General features: G+C 53.8%; 12 protein-coding genes and 1 other RNA gene. 9 read left to right on the top strand and 4 right to left on the bottom strand.

Going from position 1 to position 13,045, the window contains the following annotated elements:
- Positions 1 to 116 precede the first annotated feature (116 nt).
- On the bottom strand, positions 117 to 386 hold the full coding sequence (locus RHM61_RS00815; protein ID WP_322249245.1) for a type B 50S ribosomal protein L31: 270 nt from the start codon (positions 384 to 386) through the stop codon (positions 117 to 119).
- A gap of 245 nt (positions 387 to 631) precedes the next feature.
- Here RHM61_RS00815 and RHM61_RS00810 point away from each other — a divergent pair, with 245 nt between their 5' ends.
- Positions 632 to 1,261, top strand: a complete 630-nt coding sequence (locus tag RHM61_RS00810) for a trimeric intracellular cation channel family protein (RefSeq protein WP_416200205.1) — start codon at positions 632 to 634, stop codon at positions 1,259 to 1,261.
- Between the two features lie 15 nt (positions 1,262 to 1,276).
- On the opposite strand, the gene RHM61_RS00805 is transcribed toward RHM61_RS00810, so the two are convergent.
- Positions 1,277 to 1,918: a TetR family transcriptional regulator gene (locus RHM61_RS00805; RefSeq protein ID WP_322249244.1), complete on the bottom strand. Its 642-nt coding sequence runs from the start codon at positions 1,916 to 1,918 to the stop codon at positions 1,277 to 1,279.
- 352 nt (positions 1,919 to 2,270) lie between these two features.
- Here RHM61_RS00805 and RHM61_RS00800 point away from each other — a divergent pair, with 352 nt between their 5' ends.
- The 3 genes from RHM61_RS00800 (at position 2,271) to RHM61_RS00790 (ending at position 8,260) form a co-directional block, all read left to right on the top strand.
- Positions 2,271 to 3,596 (top strand): efflux RND transporter periplasmic adaptor subunit, encoded by a 1,326-nt coding sequence (locus RHM61_RS00800; RefSeq protein ID WP_322249243.1) that lies wholly within the window; start codon positions 2,271 to 2,273, stop codon positions 3,594 to 3,596.
- Between the two features lie 75 nt (positions 3,597 to 3,671).
- Positions 3,672 to 6,815: a multidrug efflux RND transporter permease subunit gene (locus RHM61_RS00795; protein WP_322249242.1), complete on the top strand. Its 3,144-nt coding sequence runs from the start codon at positions 3,672 to 3,674 to the stop codon at positions 6,813 to 6,815.
- Positions 6,816 to 6,817: 2 nt separating this feature from the next.
- Positions 6,818 to 8,260: an efflux transporter outer membrane subunit gene (locus tag RHM61_RS00790; RefSeq protein ID WP_322249241.1), complete on the top strand. Its 1,443-nt coding sequence runs from the start codon at positions 6,818 to 6,820 to the stop codon at positions 8,258 to 8,260.
- Positions 8,261 to 8,482: 222 nt separating this feature from the next.
- Here the strand turns inward: RHM61_RS00790 and rho are convergent, their stop codons facing one another.
- On the bottom strand, positions 8,483 to 9,745 hold the full coding sequence (gene rho / locus RHM61_RS00785) for a transcription termination factor Rho (protein ID WP_322249240.1): 1,263 nt from the start codon (positions 9,743 to 9,745) through the stop codon (positions 8,483 to 8,485).
- A gap of 188 nt (positions 9,746 to 9,933) precedes the next feature.
- A complete protein-coding gene (gene trxA, locus RHM61_RS00780) occupies positions 9,934 to 10,260 on the bottom strand; it encodes a thioredoxin TrxA (RefSeq protein WP_322249239.1) in 327 nt (108 codons plus the stop codon).
- 395 nt (positions 10,261 to 10,655) lie between these two features.
- Between trxA and RHM61_RS00775 the strand changes: the two genes are divergently transcribed.
- The 5 genes from RHM61_RS00775 (at position 10,656) to ybiB (ending at position 13,009) form a co-directional block, all read left to right on the top strand.
- Entirely contained in the window at positions 10,656 to 10,877 is a 222-nt protein-coding gene (locus RHM61_RS00775; protein ID WP_322249238.1) for a DUF904 domain-containing protein, read from the top strand.
- A gap of 11 nt (positions 10,878 to 10,888) precedes the next feature.
- Positions 10,889 to 11,200, top strand: a complete 312-nt coding sequence (locus RHM61_RS00770) for a cell division protein ZapA (protein WP_322251011.1) — start codon at positions 10,889 to 10,891, stop codon at positions 11,198 to 11,200.
- A gap of 67 nt (positions 11,201 to 11,267) precedes the next feature.
- A non-coding RNA gene (gene ssrS / locus RHM61_RS00765) (6S RNA) lies at positions 11,268 to 11,447 on the top strand.
- 93 nt (positions 11,448 to 11,540) lie between these two features.
- Entirely contained in the window at positions 11,541 to 11,993 is a 453-nt protein-coding gene (locus tag RHM61_RS00760) for an EVE domain-containing protein (protein ID WP_322249237.1), read from the top strand.
- A 14-nt stretch (positions 11,994 to 12,007) separates the two neighbouring features.
- Positions 12,008 to 13,009, top strand: coding sequence for a DNA-binding protein YbiB (gene ybiB, locus RHM61_RS00755; RefSeq protein ID WP_322249236.1), 1,002 nt, complete (start codon positions 12,008 to 12,010; stop codon positions 13,007 to 13,009).
- Positions 13,010 to 13,045: the final 36 nt, after the last annotated feature.

Below are 13,045 nucleotides of genomic sequence, written 5' to 3'. Positions count from 1 at the left end.
ATCAATTCATTATTGGAAATGTCTTGCATCAACACATGCAAAGAGCTGCGCATATTGTAATGAGTGCGGCAGAAAAAAAGGCAGCCGGAGCTGCCTTTTTCTGAAATTCGTGCTGCTTAGTCGTTCGCAATAGAAGTCTTGGAACCAACTTTGCCGAATTTTTGGCGGAATTTTTCAACGCGACCAGCCGTATCAACAATTTTATGCTTGCCCGTGTAGAAAGGATGGGATTCAGCCGACACCTCGATCTTGACCAGTGGGTATTCTTTACCTTCAAACTCCATTTTGTCGCGAGTATTGATGGTGGAACGGGTGATGAATTTGAAATCGTTCGAAACGTCGTGGAACAACACATCGCGATAATTTGGGTGAATGCCTGGTTTCATGCTTGCCTCAGTATAAAGTTAGGTAGCCAATATGCACTTCGTCGATCGCCTTGCTTCTTGATCCGATTGCGTATCACTTGCCAGAGTTAAAGTTAACTTGGATTTCGCCTATGCAAAATGCCAAGCCCATGATTATACAATCAAATTGTCGCTGCGCGCCAGTGCTGTGATGGTATGCAGCAAGTTTGAGTGCACGGCAGAAACGAGTAAAATTCGCCTTAATATAGAAATAGCATGGAGGCAATATGAGTGGGGTGTATCTGGGAATGAATGCGGTCTTGCACACGGCCGAGGTAGCCGGCGTGATCGCTTTCGCCTGTTCTGGTTTTATTGAAGCGCGCCGCAAGCGCATGGATGCAGTCGGGGTGTTTACGGTGGCCTTCATCACGGCGTTCGGCGGTGGCACCTTGCGCGATCTCTTGCTCGACCGTCGACCCTTATTCTGGGTCGAGAATCAAGAATATCCGATTTTGATTTTTATTTTGTCATTATTGGCTATGCCCTTGTTGCGACATTTGCGCCATGCACTGACTGAAAGTGCGATCGAATGGGCCGATGCATTCGGCTTAGGTCTGTTCAGCGTTACCGGCACCTCGCTGGCACAAGAAGCCGGTATGCCGCTGTTTGTCTGTGCCATGATGGGCGTGATTACCGGTATATTCGGAGGGGTGCTGCGCGATGTGATTTGTAATGAAATTCCGCTGGTGTTCCGGCGCAGCCAGCTCTATGCCACCTGCGCCTTCGCCGGGTGCTGGGTCTATTTATTGCTCAATTGGTTCAATGCCTCCGATGCGGCGGCGCTATTGTGCGGCACCACGGTCACGTTTGCCATGCGCATGTTGGCCGTCAAATTCAACTGGAAGCTGCCGGTCTGAGCTGGCAGCGACCATTCAGTCAAGCGCAGCTTTTTTGCGCGGCGGGCAGGCCACCATGCCGGCTAAGAACATATCCATCATCGCTTCGGCATGCTCGGTCAAGCTGTAGGCGGAAGGGTCTTCCAGCCATTGGTGGATGATGCCGACCAAAAATGCATGGTTGGCTTGCATCACTAACGCGGCGTCGGTATCGGCCGGTAGTTGACCTTGCTTGGCGGCGGTTTCGATGATGGCCTGAACTTTGGCCAGGCATTCACCGCGTTTGAGTCGTTCGTCTTCAAAAAACAGCATTTCGATGTTTTTTTCACAGCGGTGATAAATGATGTCACATACGCGGCGCTGGCGTTGGCCGCTGGCGACCAGTTGCAGAAAATGGACATTCAACTGGCGTAGCGCGGCCAGTGGTTCTGCATCCGGTGTTCCGCTGATTTCATTGAGCAGCACTTCCATGGGCAAAAAGGCGCGGTCGCACATGGCCTGAAACAGGGCATTCTTGTCTTTGAAGTGCCAGTAAATCGCCCCGCGCGTCATTCCCGCAGCAACGGCGACATCATTGAGTGTGGTTCTGGTCACGCCTTTTTCTGAAAATACCTGTTCAGCCGCAGTGAGTAAGGCGGAATAGGTTTCTTGCGTATCTTCTTTGGTTTTTCTGACCATTTTCTTTCCTTGGCAGCGCTTGTCGGCTCACTCGCTGCGTACACCGCTGCGAGTGAATCCGGGCTTCCTGCATTTTTGCGACTTGCTAGTCGTTATCGATATTCCATGCACATTTTGACTAAAACCACGCAGCGGGGCAGGGTTTGGTGAACTTCTTGCACGAGCAAGTGACAAAGTTAGCCGTCCGACTGCTTTCGATCGCCACTTCAGCAACGAACCGTATCATGCCGAAAAGAATAATGATACGTGTCGATACCCATACAAAGTCTAGGGTTGCTCAATAAAATATTTACAAACATTCGTGTATGTATATAATAGCACGCTGCCCTTCAATCCAGAAGAAAGAATTTATATGCGTTTTACAGATGCTCCGTCGACAATCTTGTCGACCCAAATCAAACAAATGATGCAACATCCTGCTGCGCGCATGCTGGTGCTCGGCCTGCCGCTGGTCGTACTGGTAGCATGCAGTAAAGAGGGTGCCCACGCTGCACCCGGTCAAATGCCGCCACCAGGCGTGAACGTGGTCACGCTCGAAAAGCGCGACTTGGCGCTCGATTTTGAATATGTCGGTCAGACTGCCGGTTCGCGTGAAACCGAAGTTCGCGCTCGCGTCGGTGGCATTCTTGAGCAACGTCTGTACGAAGAAGGTTCGCGCGTCAAAGCCGGTGCAGTCTTGTTCCAGATCGACCCGGGTACGTACCAGACTCAGCTCAATTCGGCCCAAGCTGCGGCTGGTGTCAGCGAAGCCAAACTCAATCAAGCCAAGCGCGAATATGCGCGTTTGGCCCCATTGGCCGCGGAAAAAGCGATCAGTCAGAAAGAGTTTGACGATGCCAAATCGAATTTGGAAACTGCCGAAGCCAGTTATCAGCAACTGCGTTCCCAAGTCAATGAAGCCAAGCTTAACCTTGGCTACACCAAGGTGCTGGCACCTATCGACGGTGTGACCGGCGTAGCTAACAAGTCTAACGGTAGCTTGCTCAGCAGTACAGACAGCTTGCTCACCACCATCGTGCAAACTGATCCTGTATATGTCAACTTCAGCATTTCCGAAGCTGATTATTTAAAAGTGGCCAAACAAGTCAATGCCGGCGCAGTCGCCTTGCCGGGCAAACGTGCCAGTAATGGCAGTTTGGCCTTTGCTGTGCAACTCAAACTGGCTGACGGCAGTTTGTTCCCTACCACCGGCAAGATGAATTTCATCAGCGAACGGATTAACCCAGCCACTGGTGGCTTCGATGCGCGCGCTCAGGTACCGAATCCGGATGGCATACTGCGTCCCGGTCAATTCGTTCGTGTCGTGCTGGGTGGCGCGAAACTCAGTGGCGCTTTAGCGGTACCACAGCGCTCAGTGATTGATGGACCGTTTGGAAAAATGGTGTTTGTCGTCACGCCAGATAATAAGCTTGTACCGAAACCGGTGGAGCTCGACGGTTGGTCACATGGTGAATGGGTTGTCACCAAAGGCTTGGAAAGCGGTCAACGCGTCTTGGTCGATGGCTTCATCAAAGCGCATGAGCCGGGTATGACGGTGACCCCGACTGCCGTGACAGCCCAAGCCGCTGCGGCGGCTGATGCGGCCGCGCCAGCACCACAGGCTAAGCCGGAAGCCAAGCCGGAAGCCAAACCACAAACTAAGCCACAGGAAGCAGCGCCCGCCAAAGCCGGTAGTTAAGTCGGCGTTTATCAGCAGGCAATTTTTCTCTGAACATTCAGCTGCATCGTCAGCTCAGGCAAACAGGAATTTTACATGTTCTCAAAATTTTTCATTAACCGGCCGATTTTCGCGACTGTGCTGTCGCTGATTATCGTGCTGGCCGGCTTGGCCGCGTTACGCGTCCTGCCGATCTCACGATACCCGGAGATTTCTCCGCCGGTCGTGAATGTCACCGCGGTGTATCCGGGTGCCTCGGCCGAAGTGGTCGAACGCACCGTCGCCGGTCCGATCGAAGAACAGATCAACGGTGTCGAACACATGTTGTACATGAATTCGGTGTCCTCGGCCGATGGCCGGGTCTCGATCGATGTCACCTTTGAAGTCGGTACCAACCTCGATATCGCTGCCGTCAACGTCAATAACCGAGTACGCCAGGCCGATGCCAAGCTGCCGCAGGAAGTCCGACGTCAAGGCGTGACCGTCTCCAAGAGTTCGTCGAACTTCTTGGTAGTGGCCGCTTTGTTTTCGCCCGATAACCGCTATGACGCTTTATATCTGTCCAACTATGCCACGCAAAATGTGCTCGATGCCTTGAAACGGGTACCGGGTACGACGAATATTCAGATTTTCGGTGGCAAAGACTATGCGATGCGGATCTGGATGCGTCCTGATCGTATGGCACAGCTCGGTGTCACGGTCGGGGATATTTCGAATGCCATCACCGAACAAAATGCCCAGTATGCCGCCGGTAAAGTCGGCGCACCGCCGAACAATACTGAAGAACTGACCATGACCGTTACGGCCAAGGGACGTTTGCTCGAACCAGGCGAATTCGCTAATATTATCGTGCGCTCCGATAAAAGTGGCGCGGCGGTACGTATCAAAGACGTTGCGCGGGTTGAACTTGGTTCCAAAGATTACAATTTGTATGGTCGCGTCAATGGTCACCCTTCCGCCAATATCGGTGTGTTCCTGCAAACCGGCGCGAATGCGCTGGAAACTCGCAAAGCGGTGGAAAAAACCTTGCAAGACTTGAAGGCGAAATTCCCCGAAGGCATGGAGTACAGCACCCCGTACGACACCACACCGTTTGTCACCGAATCGATCGCCGAGGTATTGAAAACCTTGGCTGAAGCGATGGTCTTGGTGTTCATCGTGGTGTATTTGTTCTTGCAAAGCTGGCGCGCCACCATCATTCCTACCTTGGCAGTGCCAGTTTCACTGATCGGCACCATGGCCGGTTTACATCTGCTCGGTTACAGCATCAATACCCTCACACTATTTGGTATGGTGCTGGCCATCGGTATTGTGGTCGATGATGCGATTGTCGTGCTGGAAAACGTTGAGCGCTTGATTAATGAAGAAGGCATGACACCGAAGGAAGCGGCCATCGAAGCCATGAACGAAGTCACCGGCCCGGTGATCGCGATTGTGTTGGTGTTGGTGGCAGCGTTCGGTCCGATCGCCTTTCTCGGCGGCTTGGCAGGTGAGTTGTATCGTCAGTTCTCGGTCACGATTTCCATCGCCGTGGTGTTGTCGGGTATCGTCGCGCTGACTCTGACGCCAGCCTTGTGCGCCTTGTTGCTTAAGCCCGGTACCGAAAATCATAATGCCTTTTTCACTTGGTTCAACGCCGCCTTTCTGCGTCTGACCAAGCATTACACCGATGGCGTTACCTTCTTCCTCAAACGTGCCGTGCTTGGCATCATGCTGGTGCTCGGCATGGTCGCCTTGACCGGCGTGTTGTGGAAAAATGTACCGGGTGGTTTGGTTCCGGATGAAGATCAGGGCTATTTCATCGGCGCGGCCATCATGCCCGAAGGTGCTTCGCTCGACCGTACCGACAAGATGGTGCATGAAGTCGAAAGCATCATGAAAACCAATAAGAACATCGACACCACGTTTGCCTTGGTTGGTCTCGATTTTCTTGGCGGTGGCGGCTTGAAGTCATCGGCGGCAACCATGTTCTTCCCCTTGAAACCTTGGGACGAGCGCAATCAATCGGCGCAGCAAATGGTCGGCGAAGGCTATATGAAAACCGGCCATATCAAAGAAGGTCTGCCGCTGTTCTTCAGCCCTCCGGCGATTCAAGGTCTGGGTCAAACCGGCGGTTTTGAATTCTATTTGCAAAATGCCGGTGAAGGCGGGGTCGAACGTTTGGCCAAGCTCTTGCCTGTGCTGTTGGCCGAAGCGAACAAGCAACCAGAGTTAGCGGGCGTGAAAACTTTGTGGCAAGCCAATTCGCCGCAACTGTATGTCGACGTCGATAATGAGAAAGCGCGTGCCATGGGTGTGGCTTTGTCGGATGTCTACAACACGCTGGCCGCCACCATGGGTAGTTACTACGTCAATGACTTCAACAAAAACGGTCGCATTTATACCGTACAGTTGCAGGCAGAAGGCCAGTACCGTGCCAAACCCGATGACATCGGCAGTATGTATGTGCGTTCCGCCGCTGGTCAGATGATACCGGTACGCGCCTTCACCACCGTCAAGTACATTTCCGGTCCCGACTCGGTCCAGCGCTTCAATGCCTTGCCGGCGATTAAATTGCTCGGCGATGCTAAACCTGGCTACAGTTCCGGCCAAGCGATTGCAGCTATGGAACGGGCGGCAAAAAATGTCTTGCCTACTGACGTAGTCTACGATTGGGGTGGCGCTTCGTTCCAAGAAAAACGCAGCAGCAATGCGGCTGGTCTGGCACTCGGTGCCGGCGTGTTGATGATTTTCCTCATCCTCGCGGCGCAGTATGAAAAATGGTCCTTGCCGTTTTCAGTTTTGTTGGCCATGCCATTCGGTATTTTCGGTGCCTTGTTGGCGGTGTATCTGCGCCACTTCAATAATGATGTGTATTTCCAAATCGGCTTGGTGACCTTGCTCGGCTTATCGGCGAAAAATGCGATTCTGATCGTCGAATTCGCCGTCATGAAAATGCATGAAGGGTATGCCCCGGTGGCAGCGGTCTTGGAAGCGGCACGCCTGCGTTTCCGGCCGATTCTGATGACTTCGCTGGCGTTTATTCTGGGCGTGGTACCGCTGGCATTCTCCAGTGGTGCCGGCGCGGCGGCGCGACAGTCGCTCGGCACCGGTGTGCTTGGCGGTATGCTGGCGGCGACCTTCCTGGCGATTTTCTTTGTACCGCTGTTTTTCAAGCTGATCAACGATAAGCGTTTGAAAACCACGGAGCAGGATTTCGAGCATCCGGTCCACATTTTGCACAATGCAGCAAAGGAATAACGATGTTGAAAACCCCTTTTATGTTCACGACGCTGGCAGCCAGTATGCTGTTGGCAGGCTGCACCTCGCTGGCGCCGGATTATCAGCGTCCGCAGCTCGATACGCCAAGCGCCATCGCGCTGCCGGCTACCAAGTTGGTCACGGCCGAGGTCGATTACGCCGCCTGGTGGAAAAGCTTTCAAGACCCGGTGCTCGACGCCTTGTTGGAAGAAGCTCGCCATGGCAATCAGAATTTGTTACTGGCCACGGCGCGGATTGACGAAGCACGTGCACTGGCAGTCGGTGCCAAATCGAATCGTTATCCGACCGTCGACGCGACTCTGAGTGCGAGCAAGTTGCGCACCAGCCAAAATGCCGGCAAGATTGCCCCTGGTACCGATCCATACAGCCGCGATTACCAAGTCGGTCTGAGCGCCTCGTATGAGCTCGATTTATGGGGCAAACTCAGCCGTGCCGATGAAGCGGCGCGGGCGCGCTTGTTGTCGCAAGTAGCTAACCGTGGCGTCGTGCTGACCAGTCTTTACAGCACGCTGGCGCAAAACTACTTCACCCTGCGTGCCAGTGATGCCGAGTTGGCGCTGGCTGAAGGTACGCTGCAAGCGCGGGTGGAAACCCTGCGTTTGCAACGCAAGTTGTTCGCCGCCGGCAGCATCGGTGAGCTCGAACTGCATGTGGCCGATTCCGAAGCGGCTGCGGCTGAAATCAGTTTGGCACAAGCGCGTCAAAGCGTCGCCAATACCGAAGCGGCCATCGCGCTCTTGCTCGGTCGTAGTCCGGCCGCGATTGCGCAGCCGGTGATTGCACGTGGCAGCGATATCGCCAATTTGTATCAACAACTGCGTATGCCGGCCGAGCTGCCATCGGATGTTTTGAACCGTCGCCCCGATCTGATCGCCGCGGAACAATCGCTGGTTGCCGCCAATGCCGATGTCGGTCAAGCCAAGGCCTTGTACTTTCCTACGCTTAAGCTGACCAGTTCGGTCGGCTATGAATCGCAAGGGGTGCATAATCTGATCGATCCGGCGTCAATGTTGTGGAATCTCGGTGCTAATTTGGTCCAGCCGGTATTTCGTGCCGGTGCCATCGGCGCTCTGGTCGAAGGCGCTGATGCGCGTAAAAACCAAGCGCTGGCGCAGTACGTGCAAGCCGTGCAATCGGCCTTCCGCGATGTGCATGATGCTTTGACAGCTAGTACCGCCAGTGAGCAAATTTATCACTCGGGACAGCGTCGTGTGTCGGCTTTGCAAGATTCATTGCGCTTAGCGCAGTTGCGGCATAAGAATGGTTACAGCAGCTATCTCGAAGTGCTTAATGCGCAACGCGATCTGTGGCAAGCCCAAGTGGCCTTGATCGATACCCAGCGTGCACATCTGAGTGCGGTGGTCAGTTTGAACCAAGCCTTGGGTGGTGGTTGGGATATGCAGGCATTGCTGGCTGAGAAGTAATGGCCAGGCTCTGATCGTCACTCTTGACGATATTGGATGAAAACTGCGCGGCTTGTCCGCGCAGTTTTTACGTCGGCCTTACGTGCCGGCGCTGCTTTATTTCAGACGTAAAAAAGCCCTTGGCTTGCGACAAGGGCTGTTGTGGTGCTGTGCTGTTTTTGGCGCGGCAAGCATGCCGCTTCGATGCGGCAGGCACCACGCATGCGTGACGAAACCCCTGCCTTATCCCCCTCGTCGCATCATCTCGAAGAACTCGCCGTTGTTCTTGGTGGCTTTCATCTTGTCGAGGATGAATTCCATCGCTTCGATTTCGTCCATGCTATAGAGCAACTTACGCAGTATCCAGATTTTTTGCAGTTGTTCTGCTTTGATCAGCAACTCTTCGCGACGTGTGCCGGATTTGTTCAGGTTGATCGATGGATAAACACGTTTCTCGGCCAGACGGCGCTCGAGATGGACTTCCATGTTGCCGGTACCTTTAAATTCTTCGTAGATCACGTCATCCATACGGCTGCCGGTTTCGATCAGGGCCGTTGCGATGATGGTCAGCGAGCCGCCTTCTTCGATATTGCGCGCAGCACCAAAGAAGCGTTTCGGGCGTTGCAATGCGTTGGCATCAACACCACCGGTGAGCACCTTGCCCGATGCCGGGATGACGGTATTGTAGGCGCGTGCCAGACGAGTGATCGAATCGAGCAAGATGACCACATCTTTTTTCATTTCAACCAAACGCTTGGCTTTTTCCAGCACCATTTCAGCGACTTGAACGTGGCGCGTGGCCGGTTCATCAAAGGTCGAGGCGACTACTTCGCCGCGCACAGAACGCTGCATTTCGGTGACTTCTTCTGGCCGTTCGTCGATCAGCAGAACGATCAGCGTGACGTCAGGGTGATTGGTGGTGATGGCATGGGCGATGTGCTGCAGCATGACCGATTTACCAGATTTCGGCGACGCCACCAGCAAGCCGCGCTGACCGCGACCGATAGGGGCGATCATGTCGATGATACGGCCAGTGGTGTTTTCTTCGCCGCGCATTTCGCGTTCCAGCGTTAACACTTTGTTCGGGTGCAGCGGTGTCAGATTTTCAAACAGAATACGGTGTTTCGAGGCTTCCGGCGATTCGCCGTTAACTTTATCTACCTTCACCAGCGCGAAATACCGTTCGCCGTCTTTCGGCGTACGCACTTCACCTTCGATGGAATCACCGGTATGCAGGTTGAAACGACGGATTTGTGACGGCGAAATATAAATATCGTCGGTCGAAGCCATGTAACTGGCATCCGGCGAGCGCAAGAAGCCAAAGCCATCGGGCAGGACTTCAAGGGCGCCGTCGCCGAAAATTTGTTCGCCTGATTTGGCACGTTTTTTCAAGATCGCGAACATCAGCTCTTGCTTGCGCATACGAGCGGCGTTGTCGATGTCAAGCCCTACAGCCATTTCGAGCAATGCCGATACGTGTAAGGCTTTTAATTCAGATAGATGCATGGTGAGTGTCCCGGGATGGGAGTATGGGGTGGGGGAGTGAGCAGAGGAATTACAGAATAAACAGAATAGTTATTTGTATTGTTTGATTAATGTATTTCTGGTGTCGCTCACATCGCTGCGGCGCCTACCTGCCATCACTGGGCCGAAAAACCATGTTGCTGGTTTCGGTCACAGTGACGGTGCAGAGCTTAAATATTGGCGTCGATAAACGCAGTCAGTTGGCCTTTGGCCAGCGCACCGACTTTTTGCGCGGCAACCGCGCCGTTTTTAAACAAGATCAGGGTCGGGATGCCACGGATACCGAATTGAGCAGGAATAGCCTGGTTCGCATCGACATCGAGTTTCGCGATCACGATTTTGCCGCCATATTCTTTTGCAACTTCTTCCAGAATAGGCGCAATCATCTTGCACGGACCACACCATTCGGCCCAGAAGTCGACCAATACCGGCAGATCGGATTTTAATACGTCAGCTTCAAAAGAAGCATCGCTTACATGTTTGATGTTTTCGCTCATGGGATCCTCGTCGAGAGGGAAAAATTAAGGGGTAACAGCGCCACAGAATAGCGGAATGTCTTGGCAAATCGCCATATTCAGTGTTGAATCTGGTGGCGATTGATAGTAATTCAATGGCGCGGATAAATTTCACCATTGCTACGCCAGCGTCGAGTCAAGCGTGGTCGGCCAGACGCCAAATAATAACCTATTTTTAAAAAATGTGGGATGCAAACGGACAATTTGTGTTCTCACTCACAAAAAATAGGCATTCAACAGACAGAATGTATCCATTTGTTTAGTACTGTGACGATTTTTTTCAGTCATTTTCACTTCCGCAGCCATCGGAACGACTGCGCGCCGAAAAATTGCTCGTATAATGAGAGTCCAGATTTGTTGCTGTCCTTTAAATATCTATGATGATTTCCGATTTTCAATTGCTAGCTGAAAAAGTCGCCAAACTCTCTGAGCTCACGCATGCCCTGCGCGCGGAAAATGCCGGTCTGCGCCATGAACTGCTTACCTTGACGGCACAAAATCTGGGTATGCAACAGCGCATGCAAGAGGCGCATGCGCGTACCAGCGCTTTGCTCAGCCAACTGCCGGCCGAAATCATTGAAGATGAGGAAGCAGTATGAGCGATAAAAAAGTGATCCAGGTCGACGTCACCATCATGGCACAGAGCTACAAGCTGTCCTGCCGCGAAGGCGAAGACCGCGCGCTGCGCGAAGCGGCCGCGTTTCTCGATGCGAAAATGACGGCCCTGCGCGACTCTTCCAAAGTCAAAGGCACCGACCGCATCGCCGTGATGGCAGCGCTAGGCATGACGACTGAACTGTTGGCAACCAAGTCGCCGGAAGGTCCTTTGTCGGGGATGTCCATGTCGGAAGTCAAGCAAAAGATGGAACACATGCATGTGTTGATGGACCAAGCTTTGAATGCGCAAGAAAAACTATTTTGAACCGCCCCTAGATTATTTAAATTAATTGAAATCGCTTCCCCTGCCACAGTATTTGGGAGTAAACTTCAATTCCCTGCCGTGCTCGCCAATGCCATATATTCCTTGAACCATTTATGTGCATAGGCCGCGGGATATTGTTCTGTGGGTGTGAGCGTCGCTAGCCCGATGAACCCGAAACGGAACTGACCGTAGCCAACTTGAACCCTCAGGTTCAGGATGCCGGCATAGCGGCATCGGTGGGGACTTATTTTTGAACGGCTGTCATTCATGACAGCCGTTTTTTTATGCACCTTGGCGTTACCGGTGCGGTAATCAGGTTTTTTTCAGCGGATGGAGTGGCATGGCTTACTGGTTGATGAAATCGGAACCGGCAGAACTGAGTATCGACGACGCGCTGGCGCTGTCAGCCGTGCCGTGGTTCGGGGTGCGCAATTACCAAGCGCGTAATTTTATGCGTGACGCTATGCAGCCCGGTGACGGCGTACTGTTTTATCACTCCAGCTGCGCCACCCCCGGCATTGCCGGTTTGGCGCAAGTAATCAGTACGGCCTATCCCGATCACACCCAATTCGACCCGGCCAGCCGCTACTACGACGCCAAATCGACGCCGGTACAGCCGCGTTGGATCATGGTCGATCTGCAGGCGCAGCGCAAAACGCGTCTGCTCAGTCTGAGCGAAATGCGCGCCACGCCGGCCTTGAGCGATATGCCGCTACTGCAAAAAGGCAGCCGCTTGTCAATCACGCCGGTCAGTGCGGCACAATGGCAGGCCGTGCTGGCACTGCTGGAATGATAAGGATAAAGAACATGATGAATCACACGACTGGCATGAACGCCGTCGCAGCGCAGCCGCTGTCAGCCGCCCGCTGGATCAAAGAAATTGGCCGTGGCAAAGACGGTGCACGTAATATGACGCGTGTCGATGCCACCACCCTGTACGCGGCCATGCTGGCCGGACGCGTCTCGCAGCTGGAACTCGGGGCGATTTTACTGTCCATGCGTATCAAGGGCGAATCGGTAGACGAAGTGGCTGGCTTTCTCGCTGCCGCCGCTGATTTTTTATTGGACTTGAGCGCCCCAGTCGAGAGCGAGTTTGCACCGGTGGTGATACCGAGTTATAACGGCGCACGCAAAAAAGCCAATTTAACGCCCTTACTCGCGCTGTTGTTGGCCCAAGCCGGCGTGCCAGTATTGGTGCACGGCGTGGCAGACGATCCCGGTCGCGTTACCTCGGCCGAAATTTTTGCAGCCCTCGGCATCACTGCCGCGCAATCGGCTGAGCACGTATCCTTGCAAATGGCGGCGCAGCAGCCGGTGTTCATGACGATACAAACCTTATCACCGGCACTGGCAAACCAGCTCAGCATGCGCCGTATCTTAGGCGTGCGCAACTCGGCCCATACCCTGGTGAAATTACTCCAACCGTTCACGACGCCCGTCTTGCGCTTGAATTCCTATACCCATCCCGAATACTTGAACATGCTCAGCGAGTATTTGCTGCATGCCGCACCGGCCGATGCCGGCGAAGTGTTCCTGATGCGTGGTACCGAAGGCGAAGCCGTGGCCAGCACCGGACGTGCCCAGCGCATAGACTGGATACATCAGGGGCAGCGCGAAGTCTTGTTGGAGACGGAAGAACTGCTGAGTGGGCCAGCGGCCGCCGTGCCAGCGGCGATTGATGCCGCCAGCACGGCGGCATGGATCAGTGAGGTGCTGTGCGGTCAACAGCCGGTGCCGACGAATATCGCCCGCCAAGTCGCTTTGTGTATCGATGTGGCTCGGCGTATCAAGCAAGGGCAGGGCGGATAAGCTTGCCGCGCTTGCCTCAAAAAAAACGCGCCCGGT

Source organism: Undibacterium sp. CCC3.4, from assembly GCF_034347425.1.
Lineage (GTDB): Bacteria > Pseudomonadota > Gammaproteobacteria > Burkholderiales > Burkholderiaceae_D > Undibacterium.
Note: the sequence above shows the minus strand (reverse complement) of the source record. Positions and strands in the feature narration are given on the sequence as shown.

What these genes read in the sequence shown, in the direction of transcription:
- RHM61_RS00760 (WP_322249237.1), top strand. Translation starts at nt 11,541, where the DNA reads ATGGCTTACTGGTTGATGAAATCGGAACCGGCAGAACTGAGTATCGAC.
- rho (WP_322249240.1), bottom strand. Translation starts at nt 9,745, where the DNA reads ATGCATCTATCTGAATTAAAAGCCTTACACGTATCGGCATTGCTCGAA.
- ybiB (WP_322249236.1), top strand. Translation starts at nt 12,008, where the DNA reads ATGATGAATCACACGACTGGCATGAACGCCGTCGCAGCGCAGCCGCTG.
- RHM61_RS00805 (WP_322249244.1), bottom strand. Translation starts at nt 1,918, where the DNA reads ATGGTCAGAAAAACCAAAGAAGATACGCAAGAAACCTATTCCGCCTTA.
- RHM61_RS00815 (WP_322249245.1), bottom strand. Translation starts at nt 386, where the DNA reads ATGAAACCAGGCATTCACCCAAATTATCGCGATGTGTTGTTCCACGAC.
- RHM61_RS00775 (WP_322249238.1), top strand. Translation starts at nt 10,656, where the DNA reads ATGATGATTTCCGATTTTCAATTGCTAGCTGAAAAAGTCGCCAAACTC.
- RHM61_RS00795 (WP_322249242.1), top strand. Translation starts at nt 3,672, where the DNA reads ATGTTCTCAAAATTTTTCATTAACCGGCCGATTTTCGCGACTGTGCTG.
- RHM61_RS00810 (WP_416200205.1), top strand. Translation starts at nt 632, where the DNA reads ATGAGTGGGGTGTATCTGGGAATGAATGCGGTCTTGCACACGGCCGAG.
- RHM61_RS00800 (WP_322249243.1), top strand. Translation starts at nt 2,271, where the DNA reads ATGCGTTTTACAGATGCTCCGTCGACAATCTTGTCGACCCAAATCAAA.
- RHM61_RS00790 (WP_322249241.1), top strand. Translation starts at nt 6,818, where the DNA reads ATGTTGAAAACCCCTTTTATGTTCACGACGCTGGCAGCCAGTATGCTG.
- trxA (WP_322249239.1), bottom strand. Translation starts at nt 10,260, where the DNA reads ATGAGCGAAAACATCAAACATGTAAGCGATGCTTCTTTTGAAGCTGAC.